Genomic DNA, 19,343 nt, shown 5'->3' on the forward strand with positions numbered 1-19,343 from the left:
TCCCCCAGTCGAGAAAGCCCCCTCCCGCCGCGCTTCGCGCGTCGACCTCCCCCGCAAGCGGGAGAGGTGAACGGAGTTCGCCGCCCGGATGTCAGCTCCGAAAATCCTGGTCATTCCTGGTTCGACCCGCAGCGGCTCTCACAATGTGAAGCTGGCCGCGGTCGCCGCGTATGAATTCGCCCAGGCCGGCGTTGACGTCACCCGCATCTCGCTCGCCGATTTTCCGCTGCCGATCTATGACGGCGATCTCCAGGCCAAGTCGGGGGTACCCAAGAATGCGATCAATCTGAAGCGCATGATCGGTGCGCATCATGGCGTGCTGATCGTCTCGCCCGAATACAACGCCTCGGTGCCGCCGCTGCTCAAGAACGCGATCGACTGGGTCAGCCGCGTCCACGAACTGCACGAGGCCCGCGGCGAGGTGTTCCGCAATCGCACCTTTGCGCTCGCCGGCGCATCGCAGAGCCGGCTAGGTGCCGCCCGCGCGCTCCAGGCCTTGCGGCTGATCCTGACCTCCTGCCACGCCAATGTGATTGCCAGCCAGCTCACGCTCGCCTTTGCCGACCAGGCCTATGACGATATGGACAGGTTGAAGAACGAGGGCGACATCGCGGCCCTGAAGGAGCTGGCGCGGCAATTGATCGACATTTCCCAACGCATGATGTGAGGTGACATGACGCCAGCCGAAATCGCCCCGAAGGATCGTCTGATCGTCGCGCTCGATCTGCCAAGCGTCGATGCTGCGGAGGCGATGATCGCAAGGCTCGGCGATAGCATCACCTTCTACAAGATCGGCTATCGCCTCGCTTATGCCGGTGGATTGCCGCTGGTGGCAAAGCTTGCCGACAGCGGCAAGAAGGTCTTTCTCGATCTCAAGCTGCACGACATCGGCAACACCGTGGCTCAGGGCGTCGAGAGCATCACAAAGCTCGGTGCGACCTTCCTGACCGTGCACGCTTATCCGCAGACCATGAAGGGCGCAGTTGAAGGTCGCGGTTCTTCAAAGCTGAAGCTCCTCGCCGTCACGGTGCTGACCTCCTACAATGACGATGATCTGCGCGCGGCAGGCTTCCGGCTCGGCGTTTCCGAACTGGTCGAAGCGCGCGCGCAACAGGCGCGGGCGCTCGGCATCGACGGGCTGGTGTCGTCGCCCGAAGAAGCCGGAGCCTTGCGCAAGATCGTCGGCCACCAGATGGCTCTGGTCACGCCCGGCATTCGCCCGGCGGGCTCGGCAACCGGAGATCAGAAGCGCATCATGACACCCGCTCGCGCGATCAGCGCTGGCGCGGATTATCTCGTCGTCGGGCGTCCTGTGGTGGAAGCTGCGGACCCCAAGGCCGCGGCTGACGCCATCCAGGCCGAGATCGTGCAAGCACTCGGCTAACGGCAAAAACCAAGGAGAAGAACAATGGCAAAAGGCTACTGGATCGGGCGCGTCGACGTGAGCAATGACGAGGGCTACAAGCCCTATGCCGTCGCCAACGGTCCCATTTTCAAGAAATGGGGAGGCCGCTTCGTGGTCCGCGCCGGCAAGTTCACCACTGTCGAGGGCGCCAGCCGAACCCGCAACGTCGTGATCGAATTCCCTGACTATCAGACCGCGATCGCCTGCTACAATTCGCCGGAATACCAGGCCAACATCAAGGTGCGGCAGCCGCACTCGATCGCCGACCTCATCATCATCGAGGGCTATGACGGCCCGCAGCCGCAGGACGGTTGAGGCGCCCCGTCATTCCGGGCTCGCCCTTGGGGCGGTCCGGAATGACGGCTTCAGATCCCCCTCGGTTGCCGGAACTGCATCGCGCCGCTACAACGCAGCTGAGAGGATCACACCATGTCAGACATGCGCTTGATTGTAGCCGGAGCCGGCGGCCGGATGGGCCGCGCCCTGGTACGGGCGATTGCCGACAGCAAAGGCGCGGTGCTGGCCGGCGCCCTGGAGGCGCCGGGCTCGGAGCTGCTTGGCAAGGATGCCGGCGTGCTGGCCGGTCTGCCCGCCAACGGCATCAAGCTGTCCGCCGACCTCTGGGCGATGTCGAAGGATGCCGACGGCATCCTGGATTTCACCGTGCCGGCCGCAACGATCGCCAATGTCGCGATCGCGGCGGAGCGCGGCATCGTCCACGTCGTCGGCACCACCGGGCTTTCGGGCTCCGACAACGCCGTGATCAAGAGTGTCACAAACCGCGCAGTCGTGGTGCAGTCAGGCAATATGAGCCTCGGCGTCAATCTGCTGGCCGCGGTGGTCAAGCGCGTCGCCAAGGCGCTCGACGAGAGCTTCGACATCGAGATCGTCGAATCCCATCACCGCATGAAGGTCGATGCGCCCTCCGGCACCGCGCTGATGCTGGGGCAGGCGGCGGCGAGCGGTCGCGGTATCCCGCTCGATGAGGCGCATTCGGAGCGCGGCCGCGATGGCATCACCGGCGCGCGCAAGCCGGGCGCGATCGGCTTTGCCTCCTTGCGCGGCGGCACCGTCGCCGGTGATCACAGCGTGACGTTCCTCGGCCCGTTCGAACGCCTGACGCTGTCGCACCAGGCCGAGGACCGCATGCTGTTCGCCCATGGCGCGCTGAAGGCGGCGCTGTGGGCGCATGGCAAGAATCCGGGGCACTATTCCATGGCCGACGTGCTCGGCCTCGCCGACATCTAACCAAATTAGCGAACGGAAAGCAGTCAATGAGCGAACGTCTTCTCGTGCTCGTGCGCCACGGCCAGAGCGAATGGAATCTGAAGAACCTGTTCACAGGCTGGAAAGATCCTGACCTCACCGAGCTTGGTGTGAAGGAAGCCAGGGAAGCCGGGCGCAAGCTCAAGGCACAGGGGCTCGTGTTCGATGTCGCCTTCACCTCGGTCCTGACGCGCGCGCAGCACACGCTCGATCTCATTCTCGGCGAACTCGGCCAGCAGGGCCTGCCGACCTCGAAGAACCTCGCGCTGAACGAGCGCGACTATGGCGATCTCTCCGGCCTCAACAAGGACGACGCCCGCAAGAAATGGGGCGAGGAGCAGGTCCATGTCTGGCGCCGCTCCTACGATGTACCGCCGCCCGGCGGCGAAAGCCTGAAGGACACGCTCGCGCGCGCCTTGCCGTATTACGTGCAGGAGATTCTACCTGGCGTGCTCAACGGCAAGCGCACGCTGGTGGCCGCGCACGGCAACTCACTGCGCGCGCTGATCATGGTGCTGGAAAAGCTCTCGCCCGAAGGAATCTTGAAGCGCGAACTCGCGACCGGTGTTCCGATCATCTACCGGCTGAATGCGGATTCGACGGTGGCGTCGAAGCTGGATCTGGCGGGATAGGCTTCTTCGGCTCTCCCCGCCTGCAGGGAGAGCCGGAATTCGCGCGCAGCGCGGATTCCGGGTGAGGGGGACTCTCCGCGAGTCCAGCTGCCTCCGATTTTGCGGAAGCCGCCCCTCGCCCCGACCCTCTCCCCGCAAGAGCGGGGCGAGGGGGAAGAAAGATCATTGCATTCCCAGCTGTCCGGCTTCCCAGCCCAGCATCGCCTGCTTGCGGGTGATGCCCCAGTGATAGCCCGTGAGCGTGCCGCTCTTGCCGAGCGCGCGGTGGCAGGGCACGACGAAGGAGACCGGGTTCTTGCCGACGGCGGCGCCGACGGCCCGCGAGGCCTTCGGATTGTTGATGTTGCAGGCGATGTCCGAATAGGACACCGCGCGCCCCATCGGGATCTTCAACAGCGTCTCCCATACCCGCACCTCGAAATCGGTGCCGATCAGCACGATGCGGAGCGGCTGGTCCGGCCGCCACAGCTTGGTGTCGAAGATGCGCGCCGCCAGCGGTGCGGTGCCTTCGTGGTCTTCGACATAGGTGGCGTTGGGCCAGCGCCGCGTCATGTCGGCGAGCGCGACCTGCTCCTCGCCCGAATCGGCGAAGGCGAGACCTGAAAGGCCGCGGTCCGTCGCGATCACGATCGCGGTGCCGAAGGGCGAGGGATGGAAGCCGTAGCGCAAAGTGAGTCCTGCGCCGCCGTTCTTCCATTCGCCGGGAGACATCGCCTCGTGGGTGACGAAGAGGTCGTGCAGGCGGCCGGGACCTGAAAGCCCGGAGTCGAGTGCCGCATCGAGGATGCTCGCAGAGTCCCGCAACAGTCCCTTGGCGTGGTCGAGTGTCAGCGCCTGCATGAAAGCCTTCGGCGTGATCGACGCCCAGCGGCGGAACAGATGGTGCAGCTCATCCGGCGTGACGCCGGCCGCGTCCGCCACCGCTTCGATGGTCGGCTGCGCGCGCCAGTTTTCCGAGATGAAAGCGATCGCCCGGCGCACCGAATCATAGTCGCGCAACGCGGCGGTCTGGGAGCCCGGTCTGGCCAGGCGCTGGTCATGTATGGCGAGTGTCATCATGAGCGGAAATGTAGGCCCGGCACCGGGTCGAAACCACCCGATTTCCGACCCGCCGATCAGGTGATCGGGTTGTAGGTCGGGCCCCGCTTGGCGGCGTTGAGCGCCTCAATCAAGCCTTTGTAAAAGCTTGCTTTTTCATCCGGTCCGAGGAACCGCGCGATCTGGATCTGCTGACCGCGCGAGATCAGGTAGAGATGCTCGATGCCAAAATCCTCGTCGACCTCCATGTCGAGGCGGACCCAGAGCGGATTGAAGGTGAATTCGGCGACCTGACCGCGATGGCTGATCCGCCGCACGCGCAATTCGGAGGTCGTGACGGTGATCTCCTCGCGCGCCCGGGCGGTGCGGAAATTGACCTTGAAGGCCCACCAGACCACGAGCACGTCGAGGCCGAAAAAGCCGAGCACCGGCCAGGCGCCCTTCATCAGGAAGACGATGCCGGTGGCAAAGCTGACGACGCTCAGGAACAGCATCACGGCGAGAAAGCCGGTGCGGTTGAGCGAGCGATGCGGCGTCAGCAGCGCGGAGAAGATCTGCTGCTCATTCTCGCGCTCAATTTCGTTGCCTGTGCTCATCGTCCCTCAGTATATCCCGATCATGGCGAAAATCACCCGCAAGCCGGCCCCGCGCAAAGCGGCGGTGCCGAAGAAAACGGCAAAGGCGGCCGCCGCGAAGCCCAGGCCCGCTGAGAACAAGCCCGCGAAGAAATCTCTCAAGGCGGCGAAACCCAATTCCATCAAGCCTTGGACACCGGCCGAAGTTCGCGAGGTCTTCAGCCGTTTCCGCAAGGCCAATCCCGAGCCGAAGGGCGAGCTCGAGCACGTCAATCCTTTCACGCTGCTGGTCGCCGTGGTGCTCTCGGCGCAGGCGACCGATGCCGGGGTCAACAAGGCGACACGGGAATTGTTCAAGATCGCCGACACGCCGCAGAAGATGCTCGACCTCGGCGAGGAGCGTTTGCGCGACTACATCAAGACCATCGGCCTCTATCGCACCAAGGCCAGGAACGTGATCGCGCTATCGGCGAAACTTCTCGCCGAGTTCGGCGGCGAGGTGCCGCGCACGCGCGCCGAGATCGAGTCGCTGCCGGGCGCGGGACGCAAGACCGCCAATGTCGTGCTCAACATGGCCTTCGGCGAGCACACGATGGCGGTGGACACGCACGTCTTCCGCGTCGGCAACCGCACGGGCCTTGCACCCGGCAAGACGCCGCTCGAGGTCGAGCTTGGTCTCGAAAAGGTGATCCCGGCCGAATTCATGCTGCATGCTCATCATTGGCTCATCCTGCACGGCCGCTACACTTGTCTTGCGCGCAAGCCGCGCTGCGAGGTCTGCCTGATCAACGACCTCTGCCGGTGGCCGGAGAAGACGGTGTGAGCACCGCTATCGCACCTGCCGCGCCGGCTCGATCAGCTCGGGCCGGGAGCCCGACAGCCGCTTGTGCATGTGGACCATGAAGGCCATGCCGAAGATCGGAGTCGCCAGGTTCACGACCGGGATCGAGACGAAAGCCGCGATGAACAGGCCCGCGGTGAAGATCGTCGCGGCATTGTCGCGGCGCATCGCTTTCGCATCCTCCGGCGAGCGGAAGCGCATCGCGGCAAGCTCGAAATATTCACGCCCGAGCAGCCATGCTGCCGCAAGGAAGAAAATCAGAAAACCGGCGCCGGCCAGGAACACCAGCGGCAACGCGGCGAGATAGACCAGAATGGTCAACAGCGCGGTCTTGATGCCTTCGAGGATCGCCTGGTTGAACGGCAGCGCCATGCCCGGCCGCTCGGCCGGATAATATTCGCGCTCGACGATGTCGGCGACGTCGTCGACGAAGAAGCTCGCCACCAGCGAGGTGATCGCCGGCATCAGGAATACGCTGCCGAACACGACGCCGAAGCCGGCGGCAATGGAGATGATCCAGGCCAGCACCTCCAGCGAGGAGTGCCAGCTCGGCCCGAGCAGGCCCTCCAGCCAGACCTCGCCATAGGTCGCGAACCAGCTCAGCAGCCGCTGCAGCCCGATCGCGAGCACCACGATGAGCACCAGCGCAAGACCGATCGACCGCCACAGGATCGATCGCATCGGCGGCGACATCATTTGCGACAGCGCCTTGACGGCGGCATCCAGCATGGGAACCTCTCACCAAACCATCCGCGAGAGGTAGACACCCCGGGCCGCTTCGGCAAGGGAGGCTGACCCTTGGCTTGATCAGTCCTAAGGCTCCGCTGCGATGCTGGCCCAGCAGGCAATGGCGCTGCAGACCGTGCTCCAGCGGCCGAACCCCTTGTAGATCTGGGCGGCGACCTGCTCCTGCTGCTTCAAGGTGCCCTCGGCCTTGATCTGCGGATCGGAGACGTTGCGGATCGCAAGCCAGCGCGGCGCCTTGGCGCCCATCTCCTGCACCACGAGGCCGAGGACGGCATCGCCCATCTCGGAGACGTCGCCAAGCCCTTGAAGCTTGAAGTGATTGTCCGAGGTGTCGAAGCCGAAGAAATCGGTCGTGACCACGGAGGACGACAGTTCGCTCGGCTTGACCACGAATATCTTCGGCGGCCTCGTGTTGTCCTTTGGCAGCTGTCCGGCATTGGCCTTGAACAGCGTCTTGGCGGTTGCGAACTTCGTCGTCTTGGCCGGCTTGCTGGAGAAATGCGCCTGCGCAAACGGCTGCTTCTTGAATTTCGACAGGCAGTCGAAGCGCACGATCGGGCTGACGACGACATCGCCGACCTCGACCTTTCTGCCGATGCCGCCGGCCGTGCCCGTGGTGATGACGAGCGTCGGCTGCACCTCCGTGATGATCTGGCGCCAGACGTCGATGTTCGGCAACTGCGGACCGTCCTGCGACATGTGCGAATCGGATTTGAAGACCACGACCTTCTTCTTGCCGATCGTCGTGGTCCAGAAGCTGCCGAGCCGCTTCAGCTCCTTGGCCGGGCAGCCATTCCGCATCCTCTTCGAGATGGTTGCGTAGTTGTGCGTGTAAGGAACGTAGTCGTTGTGCGAATCCTTGCCTGGCGTCAGCACGCGGCTGGTTGCGTGCCCTTCGTCGACGGTCCAGGTCACGACCAGTACGTCGGCACGGGGCAGCGGGCCCTTGCCGTTGCCCGGCTTCGGCCCGGTCTGCGGGGCGAGCCCCTTGGGCCAGGGAATGTCGGTGAAGCGCGACAGTCCGGTCGCGGTCGAGAAGGCCATGAACTCACGGCCTTCGGTCGATTCGGAATCGAAATCGATGATCTCGCGCTGAAAGTCCTCGGGCGCGACCTTCGCGGTCTTCCTCACGGCGGCATCCGCGATACGCTTGACTGTAAAGGTCTCGCGCGGCGGCGGCGTGGTGATCGGATCGAACCCCAGATTTCTCTCAACCCATTTGCGGTCTGCAGGCATCACGCGGTCTCCGCCCAATTGTTTTTGACAAACGTATTTCGTTGGTCGGCCGGATCAGCCGACGGTTGCAATCTTAGATCGAAAATCCATTCACGGAATGGTCGGGGCTATTGACCCATTCCGTGTCGGTTTGAGAGTGAAGGGCGCTCGCCCTATCAAACAAGCTCGCGTGCGAAAATAATCGATCAATCACCTGAACCAATTCGCTGCTGAGATTACACCTATAGTTGAGGTGCGACAATCAGCCTTCCAATCACAAACGGAGGAAGTCATGGCAAGCTCGACTAAGCGTGTCACGCTGGCGAACAGCGCCCGCAAATTGCCGAAGGGAGCCAAGCTCGTCGGCGCGGCCGACCCCAAGCAGGAAATCGAGATCAGCGTTCGTCTCCGCGCCAAACGCGCCGACGACGAACAGGTGATGGCACTCGGCGCGCAACCGCCGCGCGAGCGACAATATCTTTCCCGCACCGAGTTCGCCGAACAGATGGGCGCCGATACGGCCGATGTCGCCAAGATCGACGATTTCGCCCATCACCATGACCTCAACGTCAAGAGCGTGCATCTGGCTTCCCGCACGGTGAAGCTGACCGGCACGGTGAAAGCGATGGGTGCGGCTTTCGGCGTCAAGCTCAACAAGGTCAAGCACGAGGGCGCGACCTATCGCATGCGCAAGGGCAATGTGCAGATCCCGGCCGAGCTCGAAGGCATCGTGGTCGGCGTGCATGGCCTCGATAACCGGCCGGTGGCGCAGCCGCATTTCCGGCGCAAGTCGGCCAGCAAGACAGCGAAGAAGGGGGCGACCGCGCGAGCAGGGCAGGGCGGCAGCTTCTCGGTCGAAGAGATCGCCAAGCTCTACAACTTCCCGGGCGGCGAGACCGGCGCCGGGCAGTGCATCGCCATCATCGAGCTCAACGACATCGACACCAAGGGTCATCCCACGGGCGCAGGCTACAAGACCTCGGATCTGAAAACGTTCTTCAAGAAGGCGGGCATCCCGATGCCGCAGATCGCACCCGCAAGCGTCGACGGCGGTGCCAACAAGCCCGGCCACTCCGACGCCGACGGCGAGGTCGTGCTCGATATCGAGGTGGCCGGCGCGGTCGCGCCCGGCGCCAAGATGGTCGTCTATTTCGCGCCCAACACGACCAACGGCTTCATCGATGCGGTCAAGGCCGCCGTTCATGACAACGCGCGAAAACCCTCGGTGATCTCGATCAGCTGGGGCGGACCGGAGGATCCGGAGAGCTCGCAGCAATTCGTGGACGGTCTCAACGAAGCGATCCGAGATGCCGCCGCCATGGGCGTCACCGTCTGCGTCGCGTCCGGTGACAACGGTTCGGCCGACATGGCCGAGGGCTGGGATGGCAAGCCGCATGCCGATTTCCCGGCGTCGAGCCCCTTTGCGCTGGCCTGCGGTGGGACCAATCTCAGAGCGCCGAATGGTTCGATTACAGAGGTGGTCTGGAACGGCGGTCCGCAGGACGGCGCGGGTGGTGGCGGCGTCAGCGTGATGTTCGCGGAGCCGAAATACCAGGCCAACGCGCATGTCCCGAAATCGCCGGCCCATCGGAGCGGCCGCGGCGTGCCTGACGTCGCCGGCGATGCCGATCCGGCGACCGGCTATCAGATATTCCTCAACGGTGTGATGACCACGATCGGCGGCACCAGTGCGGTGGCGCCGCTGATGGCCGGGCTGATCGCCCGCATCAACGAGGCTACGACCAAGAAATTCGGCAAGACGGTCGGCTTCATCAACCCACTGATCTACGCCTCGCACGCGCAAGGCGTGTTCCGCGACATCACGGTCGGCAATAACGACATCACCGGCTCGCTGCACGGCATGTACAAGGCCGGTCCCGGCTGGGATCCCTGCTCCGGCCTCGGCGTTCCCAACGGCGCGGCGTTGCAGGATCTGCTGGCGGCGTGAGCCTATCGGCGCTCTCTCCTCCGTCATTGCGAGGAGCTCTCGCGACGAAGCAATCCAGACTGTCTCTGCGGACGGACTCTGGATTGCTTCGCTACGCTCGCAATGGCGAACTCAGCTACACCGTATCCAGTGCCTTGCCGCGCACATCAGGGCCGAACAGCGCCATGGCGATCACCACGATCAGCATCGCCGCGGTGATCAGGCCGAACACGCCGGTCACGCCGGCCTCCTTCAGCATGTAGGCGACGATGAAGCCGGAGAATGTCGCGGAGAGCCGGCTCATCGAATAGACGAGGCCCGAGGCCTGCGCCCGGATCTGGGTCGGAAACACCTCCGTCTGGTAGGCGTGATAGGCGTAGGACATCGTCGTGTTGCAGGCGGTCAGCAGCACGCCGCAGACGATCAGCAAGGCCGGCGCGGTCATCTGCGCGAACGCCATCCCGAACACGATGATGGCGATGCAGGCGCCGGCGATGATCCACCGGCGTTCGAACCTGTCGGCGAAGCTGGCGGCGAGCAGCGGCGCGATCGGATAGGCGAAGGCGACGATGAAGGAATATTGCAGGCTCTTGGTGACGGTGATGCCTTTCTCCACCAGCAGCGTCGGCACCCAATTGGCAAAGCCGTAGAAGCCGAAGGCCTGGCAGAGGTTGAACACCATGAACAGGACGACGAGCGAGACATAAGGCGGCCGGAAAAGATCGGCGAAGGCGACGCGTGTGGTCGTCTGAGTCGCTGGCCGCGCGGGCGAAGTTGAGGGGTTCATCGCTGCGCCGCCTCTGGCTTCGAGGGTTGCGAGGATCCGGAACGCGTCCTCGGTGCGGCCGTGACGCGCCAGCCAGAGTGGGCTTTCGGGCACGAACAGCCGCAGCACCCAGATGATCATGCTGGCGGCGGCGCCAATCAGCACCACCCAGCGCCAGCCTTCGACGCCGTAAGGCGCGAGCGGCACCAGCCACCAGGCGAGGAAGGCGACAACGGGCACCGCGACGAACATGATCGACTGGTTCACCGCAAAGGCGCGTCCGCGCATCCGGCTCGGCACCAGCTCGGTGATGTAGGCATCGATGGTGATGACCTCGACGCCGATGCCGATGCCGGCGAGGAAGCGCCACAGCAGAAGACCTCCGGAGGAGGTCTGGCAGGCCATGATCACGGACGCGGTGGTGTAGGCGAGCAGGGCATAGGTGAAGATCGCGCGCCGGCCAAAACGATCGGCGAGGAAGCCGAGGAAGAAGGTGCCGACGAACAGGCCGGCGAAGGTTGCGGCGACGAAGGCACCGATCCCGGAGAAGCCGAAGAAGGCCTGCGTCGTCGTGGAGAGCAGGCCGCTGCGGCTGAGGCCAGGCGCGATGTAGCCGGTCAGGAACAGATCGTAGATCTCGAAGCAGCCGCCGAGCGAAAGCAGGATGACGAGCCTCCAGACATAGCCTGTCGCCGGCATCGCCTCGAGCCGCCGCGAGATCTCGTCGGGTCCTGATGGTGATGGCGTGTCGATCCCGATATTCGTGTCGATTCCCACGACGCTCATGATGTCCTCCCGTGGCGCGCTATAAGCGCGCGGTTCCGGCGGCTCATCTCTGTGGTCTTTTGTGAACCTTGCCGGATCGTGCCATGTTGGCGGTTGGAAGCCGGAAATCCAGAAGAACATATCGATGGAAGCGTTCGAGATTTTCGAACGAACCATCCGCACCTCATTGCGAGCGCAGGCGAAGCAATCCAGAATCCCTCCGCGGAAAGACTCTGGATTGCTTCGCTGCGCTCGCAATGACGGCGGCGCTCACCGTTTCGGCGGAGGCCGCCCCCTCACCCCGCCAGTGTCGCCTGCCAGCCGCCGCTGCGCACCTGGTCGGCGATCAGCGAGAGCATCAACCGACGCATCTCTTCCATGGCGTAGGTCATCGGGCGGTTGCGCAGGCGGCAGAGATAGAGCGTGCGGGTCAATTTCGGCTCGACCACCTTGCGCGCGACCAGGCGGCCAGCGGCCAGCTCCTCGCGCGCGAACAGCTTTGTGGCGATGGTGCAGCCGAGCCCCTCCACCAGCGCGCCGGTCATGCCCGTGATGGAGTTGGCGTGCAGGATCGCGCCGCCCTCCAGCCGCTTGAGCAGCACGGGATCATCGAGCAGCGCGCGGGAGGACAGGCCGAGGCCGTAGCGCAAGAGGATCAGCGGCAGCCGGCTCAGCTCCTCGAACCGGATCGGCGCCCTGCCCTTGCCGACGAGTTTGGGGATGCCGACCAGGAACATCTCCTCTTCGAGCACCGCCTCGGTGATCAGCTCCTTCTCGGAGGGCGGATTGTAGACCAGGGCGAGGTCGACATTGGAGACCATCAGATGCATCAGCGTCGCGCCCGACAGGCTCTCGGTGAGCGACAGCTTGAGTTTTGGATATTTCGTCAGCACCGTGCGCATCAGCTCGACGCCGATCGCCTTGACGCCGGAATTGGCCATGCCGATCGAGATCTCGCCGGCGATGACGCGGGCACCCTCGCGCACCTCGGTCTCGGCCTCCGCCATCGCGCGCAGGATGATGCGCGCATGCTCGTAGAGCCGCTCGCCGGCCGCGGTCGGATCCATGCCGCGAGACTTGCGCTCGAACAGCGGCGTGGCGAACTCGGCTTCCAGATTCGAGATATGATGGCTGAGCGCGGACTGGGCGACATTCACCTGGTCGGCGGCGCGCGACAGGTTCCGCTGCTCGTAAACGGCGATGAAATAGCGGAGCTGGCGCGAATCCATGAGCGGGCCAACGTTCTAGATCTGCGAAGGCATTCTTCGACAGATTATATTTTTAAGAAGGCTTGTGAAGACCTAGTCTTTGCGCCGAACCGACAGGGAGTGACGGATGGCTGAGACCGGATTGCCGCTCGAGGGCGTGCGGGTCGTCGAGATGACCCACATGGTCATGGGCCCGACCTGCGGCATGATCCTCGCGCAGTTGGGAGCCGAGGTGATCAAGGTCGAGCCGCCCGCCGGTGACAAGACCCGCTCCCTGGGCGGCATGGGCACCGCGTTCTTCCCGCTGTTCAACCGCGGCAAGCGTAGCGTGGTGCTGGACTTCGAGGTCCCTGAGGATCGCGACACCATGCACCGGCTGCTGGAGACCGCCGATGTGTTCCTGGAAAATTTTCGCGACGGCTTGCTCGAGAAGCAGGGGCTCGGCGCCGAGGAGTTGCGCCGCAGGCATCCGCATCTGATCATCGCCGGCCACAAGGGCTTTCTCTCCGGCCCCTATGAGCATCGTCCCGCGCTCGACGAGGTCGTGCAGATGATGTCGGGGCTCGCCGCGATGACCGGCACCAAGGAGAAGCCGCAGCGCGTCGGCTCCTCCGCCAACGACATCATGGGCGGCATGTTCGGCGTGATCGCGATTCTCGCCGCGCTCTATCAGAAACGCGGCGGCAAGCGCGACGGTGCGGACATCCGCATCGGGCTGTTCGAGAACTGCCTGTTCCTGGTTGCCCAGCACATGGTGGAATACGAGATGACCGGCAACAAGCCGCGCTCGATGCCGGAGCGCGAGCACGCCTGGCCGATCTACGACATTTTCGATGCCGCCGGTGAGGGCCGCATCTTCATCGGCGTCGTGACCGAGGGCCACTGGCAGGCGTTCTGCCGCGAGTTCGGCTTGAACGAGTTTCTCGACGATCCCGCCTTGCGCACCACCACCGATCGCATCCTCGCGCGTCCGCGGATCCTTCCGCGTGTGGCGGAGATCATCCGCCAGTGGAACGTGGCCGAGCTGTCGCAAAAGCTCGACGCGCTCAACATTTGCTTCTCCCCGATCAACCGGCCCGAGGATCTCCTCGCCGATCCGCACGTGCTGCGGCCGGGCGGGCTCGTCACCAACGTCACCGCCGACGGCAAGCCGTTCCACGTGCCGACGCTGCCGATCGAGTGGAACGGTGATCATCTCGGCGAAGGCCTCAAGGTCGCGCCGCTCGGCGCCGACACCTCGGCGGTTCGCGCCGAGGTCGACAGCAACGATATCACGTCAAAAGCCGCTGGGAGGCGCGCATGAGCCGGATCGAGACGATTTATCCTGCTGACCGCGTCGTGTTGCGCGAAGTCGGCCTGCGCGACGGGCTTCAGCTCGTGAAGACATTTCCTTCGACCGAAGCCAAGCGGCGCTGGGTGCGCGAGGAGTACGCTGCCGGTGTCAGGCATTTCGAGGTCGGCTCGTTCCTGCCGGCCAAGACCTTTCCGCAATTCGTCGATGTCCGCGAGGTCATCGGAACGGTGGCGAGCCTTCCAGGCGCCCATGGCATCGCGCTCGCGCTGAACGAGCGCGGGGTCAACGAGGCGCTGCAATCAGGCGTCGGCGAGATCGCCTCGGTGGTATCGGCGACCGAGGAGCACAGCCAGGCCAATGCGCATCGCTCGCGCGATTCGGCGATCGCCAACATCAAGCGGCTCTGCGAGCTGCGCGATGCCAGCAGCCACAAGCCGCTGGTGAACGCGGCGATCTCGATGGCGTTGGGCTGCTCGATATCAGGCGCGGTCGAGCCGAAAGAGGTGCTGCGTCTCGTCGACAAATGCCTCGAGGCCGGTGTCGATTTCGTCGCGATCGCCGACACGGTCGGCTATGCCGGGCCGAAACAGGTGGCTGAATTGTCGCGCGCCGCAGTCAAGCTCGCGGGGACAAAGCCGATCTGCATCCATCTCCACGACACCCGCGGCATGGGCATCGCCAACGCCGCCGCGGCGCTGGACGAAGGTGTCCGCATCCTCGACGGCTCGCTCGGCGGCCTTGGCGGCTGCCCCTTTGCGCCCGGCGCGACCGGCAACGTCGTGTTCGAGGACCTCGTGTTCCTGTGCGAGAGCAAGGGTTTTGCGACGGGGATCGATCTCGACAGGCTGATCGCGGTGCGCAAGATTTTGCGGGAGGAAATGCCGAACGAGCAGCTCTACGGCGGCCTCGCGCGGGCGGGGTTGCCGGGTGCGAGTGCGAAGGCGGCGTGATCTCGCCACTCGGGCAGTATCGTAGCGTGGGCAAAGCGAAGCGTGCCCACGACCTCTACGCCGTCTGGGATTAATCGTGGGCATGGCGCAAGTGCGCCTTTGCCCACCCTACGATTCCTGTCCGGGGCACGAGCACTAGGCTCACTCGTGCCGATGGCCGTGCTTCCGCCCCTTCGGCTTGCTGTCCCCCGTCGGGATCATCACCACACGCCCGTAGCGGACGCCGCGCTCGGCGATGATGTGGTCGGCAAAGTGCCGGACCTCGGCAGCATCGCCCTTCAGCGCCGTCATCTCCATGCAATTGTTGTCGTCGAGATGAACATGCAGGGTCGCGAGCGCGAGGTCATGATGGCCGTGGAATTCCTGCACCAGCCGCTTCGAGAGGTCTCGGGCGGCGTGATCGTAGACATAGACGAGGCCGGCGACGCAGGCGCCCGTTTGTGCAGTGTCCTCGCTCGATTGCTGCAGGCCCGCGCGGGCGAGATCGCGGATGATCTCCGAGCGGTTCTGGTAGCCGCGCGCCTCGGCCGCGGCGTCGATCTCCGCCAGAAGATCGTCCTCGATCGTGATGGTAATCCGCTGCATCAGGCCCTCTCCGCGGGTACCGCTGTTTCTTACCTCGCCCCGCGTGCGGGGAGAGGTCGGAATTCAAGCGTAGCTTGAATTTCGGATGAGGGGGACCCTCCGCAAGTCTCACTTGCAATGAATTCGCGGAGGCGGCCCCTCACCCCAACCCTTTCCCCGTAAGAACGGGGAGAGGGAGAGGAGAGGTCATCACAACCGCGTTGCGCGCAGCCGCAGCGCGTTGCCGACCACGCTCACCGAGGATAGCGCCATCGCGGCGGCCGCGATGATCGGCGACAGCAGCAGGCCGAAGGCCGGATAGAGGATGCCTGCGGCGATCGGGATTCCGGCGGCGTTGTAGATGAAGGCGAAGAACAGGTTTTGCCTGATATTGCTCATCGTCGCCTGCGACAGCTTTCGCGCCCGCACGATGCCGGTGAGATCGCCCTTCAGCAGCGTGACGCCTGCGCTTTCCATCGCGACGTCGGTGCCGGTGCCCATGGCGATGCCGACCTCGGCCGCCGCCAGCGCCGGTGCGTCGTTGACCCCGTCGCCGGCCATTGCGACGCTGCGGCCGGCCTTCTGCAGCTTCGCCACCACCGCGCTCTTCTGGTCGGGCAGCACCTCGGCCTCGACATCGGCAATGCCGAGCCGGCGCGCCACCGCTTCGGCCGTGGTTCTGTTGTCGCCGGTCAGCATGATCACCTTGATGCCCTCAGCGGCGAGTGCCTTCAGCGCGTCCGGGGTCGAGGCCTTGACAGGATCGGCGATGGCGAACAGGCCGGCAAGCCTGCCGTCGACCGCCATGTTGATGACGGTCGCGCCGTCGCCACGCAAGCGTTCGGCCTCGGCATCGAGCGGCTTGGTGTCGATGGCGATCGATGTCAGATATCTTGCGTTGCCGAGCACCACGCTCCTGCCGTCGACCTTGCCGGTCGCGCCCTTGCCCGTTGGCGAGTCGAATTCTTCCACCTGGCCCAGCGCAAGCTGCTTCTCCTTCGCGGTGCGCACGATCGCGTCAGCCAGCGGATGCTCGCTGGCGCGCTCGACGGTGGCGGCAAGCCGCAGGATGTCCTTTTCCGCGAAACCGGATGCCGGCACGATCGCGACCACCTTGGGCTTGCCTTCGGTGAGCGTGCCGGTCTTGTCGACCACCAGCGTGTCGATCTTCTCCATCCGCTCCAGCGCCTCGGCGTTCTTGATCAGCACGCCGGCCTGTGCACCGCGGCCGACGCCGACCATGATCGACATCGGGGTGGCGAGCCCCAGCGCGCAGGGGCAGGCGATGATCAGCACGCTGACGGCGGCGACGAGGCCGAAGGCCAGCCGCGGCTCCGGTCCGAACCAGGCCCAAGCGGCGAAGGCCGCGATGGCGACAGCGATGACCGACGGCACGAACCAGCCGGCGACCTGATCGGCCAGCCGCTGGATCGGCGCGCGCGAACGCTGGGCATCCGCCACCATCTGCACGATCTGCGACAGCAGCGTCTCGCGCCCGACCTTGTCGGCGCGCATGACGAAGCTGCCGGACTGATTGAGCGTGCCGGCGATGACCTTGGCGTCGACCTCCTTTGTCACCGGCATGGATTCGCCCGTCACCAGCGATTCATCGAGCGAGGAGCGGCCCTCGAGAATGATGCCGTCGACCGGCACCTTCTCGCCGGGACGAACACGCAGGCGATCGCCGGCATGGAGCGTGTCGATTTCGACCTCGTGCTCGCTGCCATCGGCGTCGACGCGGCGCGCGGTTTTCGGCGCGAGCTGCAGCAGCGCCTTGATCGCGCCAGAAGTCGCATCGCGGGCGCGCAGCTCCAGCACCTGGCCGAGCAGCACGAGGACGGTGATGACGGCGGCGGCCTCGAAATAGACCGCGACCGCGCCTTCATGGCCGCGGAAGGTTGCGGGGAAAATCTGCGGCGCGATGGTGCCGATCAGGCTGTAGACATAGGCGACGCCGGTTCCCATCGCGATCAACGTGAACATGTTGAGGTTGCGCGTCAGCAGCGACTGCCAGCCGCGGACGAAGAACGGCCAGCCGGCCCACAGCACCACGGGCGTTGCGAACACGAGCTGGATCCAGTTCGATAAGGTCGGATCGATCCAATTGTGCGGCCCGGCGAGATGGCCGCCCATCTCCAGAACGACGGGCGGCAACGCCAGCGCGCCGCCGATCCAGAAGCGCCGCGTCATGTCGGCGAGCTCGGGATTGGGTCCCGTCTCCAGGCTCGCGACCTCCGGTTCCAGCGCCATGCCGCAGATCGGGCAGCTGCCGGGTCCGACCTGGCGAATCTCGGGATGCATGGGGCAGGTGTAAATCGTGCCCGCCGGCATCTCGGGCTCGGCCGTTTTGTTTTTGGTGAGATACTTGGCGGGATCCGCGGCGAATTTGGTGCGGCAGCCGGCCGAGCAGAAATGGAAGGTCTCGCCGTGATGCTCGAAGCGATGTTTCGAGGTCGCAGGATCGACCGTCATGCCGCAGACGGGATCGAGAACCTTTGTGACGGCGGCGTCATGGCCGTGATCATGGCCGGAATGGTCGCCATGGCCGCCGCAGCAGGAGGAAGTCGCGGGCGCGGGAGCAGCGGCCGCCTTGCTGGAACAACCGCATCCGCCGTGAGTCTGTCCGTTGTGATGATGCCCGTGATCCGCGTCGCTCATTTCCATGCTCCGGTCCTTGACTCGGTCTTGCAACCTATACCCGGTAAGGGTATATAGACCGCATGCGCAAGGACATCAAGGCATCTGTCGGAAAACGTCTCGGCCGGATCGAGGGCCAGGTTCGCGGCCTGTCGAAAATGGTAGAGGAAGACCGCTACTGCATCGACATCGTGACGCAGATATCGGCTGTCCGCGCCGCGCTGCGCCGGGTCGAGGAAGAGATCCTGAAGGACCACGTCGCCCATTGCGTCGAGCACGCGATCGCGAGCGGCGACAAGGCCGATCAGCGCGAGAAGATCGCGGAGCTGATGGCGGTGATCGGACGGGCGGAGCGGTAGTTCTCTCCGCCGTCATTGCGAGCGCAGCGAAGGAATCCAGACTGTTTCCGCGGAGGGATTCTGGATTGCTTCGCTGCGCTCGCAACGACGGTTGAGGCGCCTTCGCCGGGACGACGCTGGCGGCTAGGCCGCCCGCTCTCTCGTCCGCCCGCGGCGTCGCGGGCGATACGCGGCCAGCCTCCTCAGCAGCGGCACATGTTCGGAGGCGGTGACGCGATCGAGCGTCGTCGCCGGCATCACTTGCTCAGCCGAAGCCGGCGCTTCTTCGTCAATCGCTTCAGGAACGAGCGGCGGCGCACGGAACGTTTCTGGAAACACACCGAATGAGCCCGCCACCTCCTCGAGCGGCTTTTGCTTGTCGGCCCAGTGCAAGGCCGTGTAGTCGAAGCCGTGCACGATGGTGGGTTTGACCACTTCGAAATAGGGCGAGATATCGAAGTCGCGGGGCATGTAGAGCGAGGAATCGCGGATGTGCAGGATCTCGCGGCGGGCGGCGCGGCTGCCGGCCTTGGTGATCTTCGGCAGGATCGGGTAGCGCACGGCATCGAAGGCCTGCGCGATCAGTGCCGAGCAGATGATCTTGGTCGGATCGCCCGAGCCGAGCGCGATCATGCGCCGCCGCCAGCGCTGCGGCACCGGCAGCGGGAACAGGAAGCGCATCAGATCGATGATGTTCTTGGTGTCATAGCCAAAGCCGATGCGGTTGATCGCATAGCGGCACACCGTGGTGCGGTCCTCGTAGGACAGCCCGACCGGCCGGCAGATGCGGGTGTGATAGGGGAAGTACTTCGACAGCGGAGCGGAGGTGACGCCTTCGCCGATATTGGCCTCGATCAGCACATGCGGCTCGCCGTCGGGCTCGGCCGCGCCCTCGACAGGACCGACATAGAGCGCGGCATGCGACCAGGTCGACTGCGTCAGGTATTTGATGATGCCGGAGATGCGGTTGTTGCCCTCGACCAGCATGACGTCGCCGGGCTGGATCACGCCGCGCAGGTGTTCGGGGTCGCTCGGCGTGAACGGCTCGTAACCCGGCACCTCCTTCGAGAGGTACGCGGCAATCACTTTGCCGACTGAATCCAGGACCGTCCCCATGAGCTCTCCCCGGCCTTTCTGGCCGTCTTTTTTCCATCTGTATCATGGTCGAAACCTGT

General features: G+C 64.7%; 19 protein-coding genes. 10 read left to right on the forward strand and 9 right to left on the reverse strand.

Going from position 1 to position 19,343, the window contains the following annotated elements:
• The first annotated feature begins 88 nt into the window (after positions 1-88).
• From IF809_RS21530 to IF809_RS21550, 5 genes are all read left to right on the forward strand, one after another.
• Positions 89-667: an NADPH-dependent FMN reductase gene (locus tag IF809_RS21530; protein WP_128963189.1), complete on the forward strand. Its 579-nt coding sequence runs from the start codon at positions 89-91 to the stop codon at positions 665-667.
• 6 nt (positions 668-673) lie between these two features.
• Positions 674-1,384, forward strand: a complete 711-nt coding sequence (pyrF, locus tag IF809_RS21535; RefSeq protein ID WP_462838443.1) for an orotidine-5'-phosphate decarboxylase — start codon at positions 674-676, stop codon at positions 1,382-1,384.
• A 24-nt stretch (positions 1,385-1,408) separates the two neighbouring features.
• Positions 1,409-1,720 (forward strand): DUF1330 domain-containing protein, encoded by a 312-nt coding sequence (locus tag IF809_RS21540; RefSeq protein ID WP_128948834.1) that lies wholly within the window; start codon positions 1,409-1,411, stop codon positions 1,718-1,720.
• A 114-nt stretch (positions 1,721-1,834) separates the two neighbouring features.
• Positions 1,835-2,653, forward strand: coding sequence for a 4-hydroxy-tetrahydrodipicolinate reductase (gene dapB / locus IF809_RS21545; protein WP_128963187.1), 819 nt, complete (start codon positions 1,835-1,837; stop codon positions 2,651-2,653).
• A 26-nt stretch (positions 2,654-2,679) separates the two neighbouring features.
• Complete coding sequence (locus IF809_RS21550; RefSeq protein ID WP_128963186.1) at positions 2,680-3,303, forward strand: 2,3-bisphosphoglycerate-dependent phosphoglycerate mutase; 624 nt, start codon at positions 2,680-2,682, stop codon at positions 3,301-3,303.
• A 162-nt stretch (positions 3,304-3,465) separates the two neighbouring features.
• On the opposite strand, the gene IF809_RS21555 is transcribed toward IF809_RS21550, so the two are convergent.
• Both IF809_RS21555 and IF809_RS21560 read right to left on the reverse strand, forming a co-directional pair.
• Entirely contained in the window at positions 3,466-4,362 is an 897-nt protein-coding gene (locus IF809_RS21555) for a methylated-DNA--[protein]-cysteine S-methyltransferase (protein ID WP_462838444.1), read from the reverse strand.
• A gap of 56 nt (positions 4,363-4,418) precedes the next feature.
• The gene (locus IF809_RS21560) at positions 4,419-4,937 is read right to left on the reverse strand and encodes a DUF2244 domain-containing protein (protein WP_128963184.1); all 519 of its coding nucleotides are present in this window, start codon (positions 4,935-4,937) and stop codon (positions 4,419-4,421) included.
• A 22-nt stretch (positions 4,938-4,959) separates the two neighbouring features.
• Here IF809_RS21560 and nth point away from each other — a divergent pair, with 22 nt between their 5' ends.
• Positions 4,960-5,739, forward strand: a complete 780-nt coding sequence (gene nth, locus IF809_RS21565; protein ID WP_462838445.1) for an endonuclease III — start codon at positions 4,960-4,962, stop codon at positions 5,737-5,739.
• 6 nt (positions 5,740-5,745) lie between these two features.
• Here the strand turns inward: nth and IF809_RS21570 are convergent, their stop codons facing one another.
• Positions 5,746-6,486, reverse strand: a complete 741-nt coding sequence (locus IF809_RS21570) for a sulfate transporter family protein (RefSeq protein ID WP_128963182.1) — start codon at positions 6,484-6,486, stop codon at positions 5,746-5,748.
• Between the two features lie 84 nt (positions 6,487-6,570).
• On the reverse strand, positions 6,571-7,740 hold the full coding sequence (locus tag IF809_RS21575; RefSeq protein ID WP_462838446.1) for a phosphorylase family protein: 1,170 nt from the start codon (positions 7,738-7,740) through the stop codon (positions 6,571-6,573).
• Between the two features lie 271 nt (positions 7,741-8,011).
• Here IF809_RS21575 and IF809_RS21580 point away from each other — a divergent pair, with 271 nt between their 5' ends.
• Entirely contained in the window at positions 8,012-9,667 is a 1,656-nt protein-coding gene (locus tag IF809_RS21580; RefSeq protein ID WP_128963180.1) for a S53 family peptidase, read from the forward strand.
• A gap of 115 nt (positions 9,668-9,782) precedes the next feature.
• Here IF809_RS21580 and IF809_RS21585 read toward each other — a convergent pair whose 3' ends face one another.
• Together IF809_RS21585 and IF809_RS21590 are read right to left on the reverse strand one after the other, a co-directional pair.
• The gene (locus tag IF809_RS21585; RefSeq protein ID WP_462838447.1) at positions 9,783-11,198 is read right to left on the reverse strand and encodes an MFS transporter; all 1,416 of its coding nucleotides are present in this window, start codon (positions 11,196-11,198) and stop codon (positions 9,783-9,785) included.
• A gap of 275 nt (positions 11,199-11,473) precedes the next feature.
• A complete protein-coding gene (locus tag IF809_RS21590) occupies positions 11,474-12,406 on the reverse strand; it encodes a LysR family transcriptional regulator (protein ID WP_462838448.1) in 933 nt (310 codons plus the stop codon).
• Positions 12,407-12,512: 106 nt separating this feature from the next.
• On the opposite strand from IF809_RS21590, the gene IF809_RS21595 reads away from it, so the two are divergent.
• Positions 12,513-13,688 (forward strand): CoA transferase, encoded by a 1,176-nt coding sequence (locus IF809_RS21595; protein ID WP_128963177.1) that lies wholly within the window; start codon positions 12,513-12,515, stop codon positions 13,686-13,688.
• Positions 13,685-14,629: a hydroxymethylglutaryl-CoA lyase gene (locus IF809_RS21600; RefSeq protein WP_462838449.1), complete on the forward strand. Its 945-nt coding sequence runs from the start codon at positions 13,685-13,687 to the stop codon at positions 14,627-14,629. The genes IF809_RS21595 and IF809_RS21600 overlap by 4 nt, the downstream gene beginning before the upstream one ends.
• 141 nt (positions 14,630-14,770) lie before the next feature.
• Here IF809_RS21600 and nikR read toward each other — a convergent pair whose 3' ends face one another.
• Positions 14,771-15,214, reverse strand: coding sequence for a nickel-responsive transcriptional regulator NikR (gene nikR / locus IF809_RS21605; protein ID WP_462838450.1), 444 nt, complete (start codon positions 15,212-15,214; stop codon positions 14,771-14,773).
• A gap of 189 nt (positions 15,215-15,403) precedes the next feature.
• Positions 15,404-17,851: a heavy metal translocating P-type ATPase gene (locus IF809_RS21610; RefSeq protein WP_462838451.1), complete on the reverse strand. Its 2,448-nt coding sequence runs from the start codon at positions 17,849-17,851 to the stop codon at positions 15,404-15,406.
• 62 nt (positions 17,852-17,913) lie between these two features.
• Here IF809_RS21610 and IF809_RS21615 point away from each other — a divergent pair, with 62 nt between their 5' ends.
• Positions 17,914-18,189 (forward strand): metal-sensitive transcriptional regulator, encoded by a 276-nt coding sequence (locus IF809_RS21615; RefSeq protein WP_024338640.1) that lies wholly within the window; start codon positions 17,914-17,916, stop codon positions 18,187-18,189.
• A 123-nt stretch (positions 18,190-18,312) separates the two neighbouring features.
• On the opposite strand, the gene IF809_RS21620 is transcribed toward IF809_RS21615, so the two are convergent.
• Entirely contained in the window at positions 18,313-19,284 is a 972-nt protein-coding gene (locus IF809_RS21620) for a YiiX/YebB-like N1pC/P60 family cysteine hydrolase (RefSeq protein ID WP_128963173.1), read from the reverse strand.
• Positions 19,285-19,343 lie beyond the last annotated feature (59 nt).

Source organism: Bradyrhizobium sp. UFLA06-24 (assembly GCF_054967145.1).

What these genes read in the sequence shown, in the direction of transcription:
- IF809_RS21560 (WP_128963184.1), bottom strand. Translation starts at nt 4,937, where the DNA reads ATGAGCACAGGCAACGAAATTGAGCGCGAGAATGAGCAGCAGATCTTC.
- IF809_RS21600 (WP_462838449.1), top strand. Translation starts at nt 13,685, where the DNA reads ATGAGCCGGATCGAGACGATTTATCCTGCTGACCGCGTCGTGTTGCGC.
- IF809_RS21550 (WP_128963186.1), top strand. Translation starts at nt 2,680, where the DNA reads ATGAGCGAACGTCTTCTCGTGCTCGTGCGCCACGGCCAGAGCGAATGG.
- IF809_RS21615 (WP_024338640.1), top strand. Translation starts at nt 17,914, where the DNA reads ATGCGCAAGGACATCAAGGCATCTGTCGGAAAACGTCTCGGCCGGATC.
- IF809_RS21610 (WP_462838451.1), bottom strand. Translation starts at nt 17,851, where the DNA reads ATGAGCGACGCGGATCACGGGCATCATCACAACGGACAGACTCACGGC.
- IF809_RS21540 (WP_128948834.1), top strand. Translation starts at nt 1,409, where the DNA reads ATGGCAAAAGGCTACTGGATCGGGCGCGTCGACGTGAGCAATGACGAG.
- nth (WP_462838445.1), top strand. Translation starts at nt 4,960, where the DNA reads ATGGCGAAAATCACCCGCAAGCCGGCCCCGCGCAAAGCGGCGGTGCCG.
- IF809_RS21620 (WP_128963173.1), bottom strand. Translation starts at nt 19,284, where the DNA reads ATGGGGACGGTCCTGGATTCAGTCGGCAAAGTGATTGCCGCGTACCTC.
- pyrF (WP_462838443.1), top strand. Translation starts at nt 674, where the DNA reads ATGACGCCAGCCGAAATCGCCCCGAAGGATCGTCTGATCGTCGCGCTC.
- nikR (WP_462838450.1), bottom strand. Translation starts at nt 15,214, where the DNA reads ATGCAGCGGATTACCATCACGATCGAGGACGATCTTCTGGCGGAGATC.
- IF809_RS21555 (WP_462838444.1), bottom strand. Translation starts at nt 4,362, where the DNA reads ATGATGACACTCGCCATACATGACCAGCGCCTGGCCAGACCGGGCTCC.
- IF809_RS21530 (WP_128963189.1), top strand. Translation starts at nt 89, where the DNA reads ATGTCAGCTCCGAAAATCCTGGTCATTCCTGGTTCGACCCGCAGCGGC.
- IF809_RS21580 (WP_128963180.1), top strand. Translation starts at nt 8,012, where the DNA reads ATGGCAAGCTCGACTAAGCGTGTCACGCTGGCGAACAGCGCCCGCAAA.
- IF809_RS21570 (WP_128963182.1), bottom strand. Translation starts at nt 6,486, where the DNA reads ATGCTGGATGCCGCCGTCAAGGCGCTGTCGCAAATGATGTCGCCGCCG.
- IF809_RS21595 (WP_128963177.1), top strand. Translation starts at nt 12,513, where the DNA reads ATGGCTGAGACCGGATTGCCGCTCGAGGGCGTGCGGGTCGTCGAGATG.
- IF809_RS21585 (WP_462838447.1), bottom strand. Translation starts at nt 11,198, where the DNA reads ATGAGCGTCGTGGGAATCGACACGAATATCGGGATCGACACGCCATCA.
- IF809_RS21575 (WP_462838446.1), bottom strand. Translation starts at nt 7,740, where the DNA reads ATGCCTGCAGACCGCAAATGGGTTGAGAGAAATCTGGGGTTCGATCCG.
- IF809_RS21590 (WP_462838448.1), bottom strand. Translation starts at nt 12,406, where the DNA reads ATGGATTCGCGCCAGCTCCGCTATTTCATCGCCGTTTACGAGCAGCGG.
- dapB (WP_128963187.1), top strand. Translation starts at nt 1,835, where the DNA reads ATGTCAGACATGCGCTTGATTGTAGCCGGAGCCGGCGGCCGGATGGGC.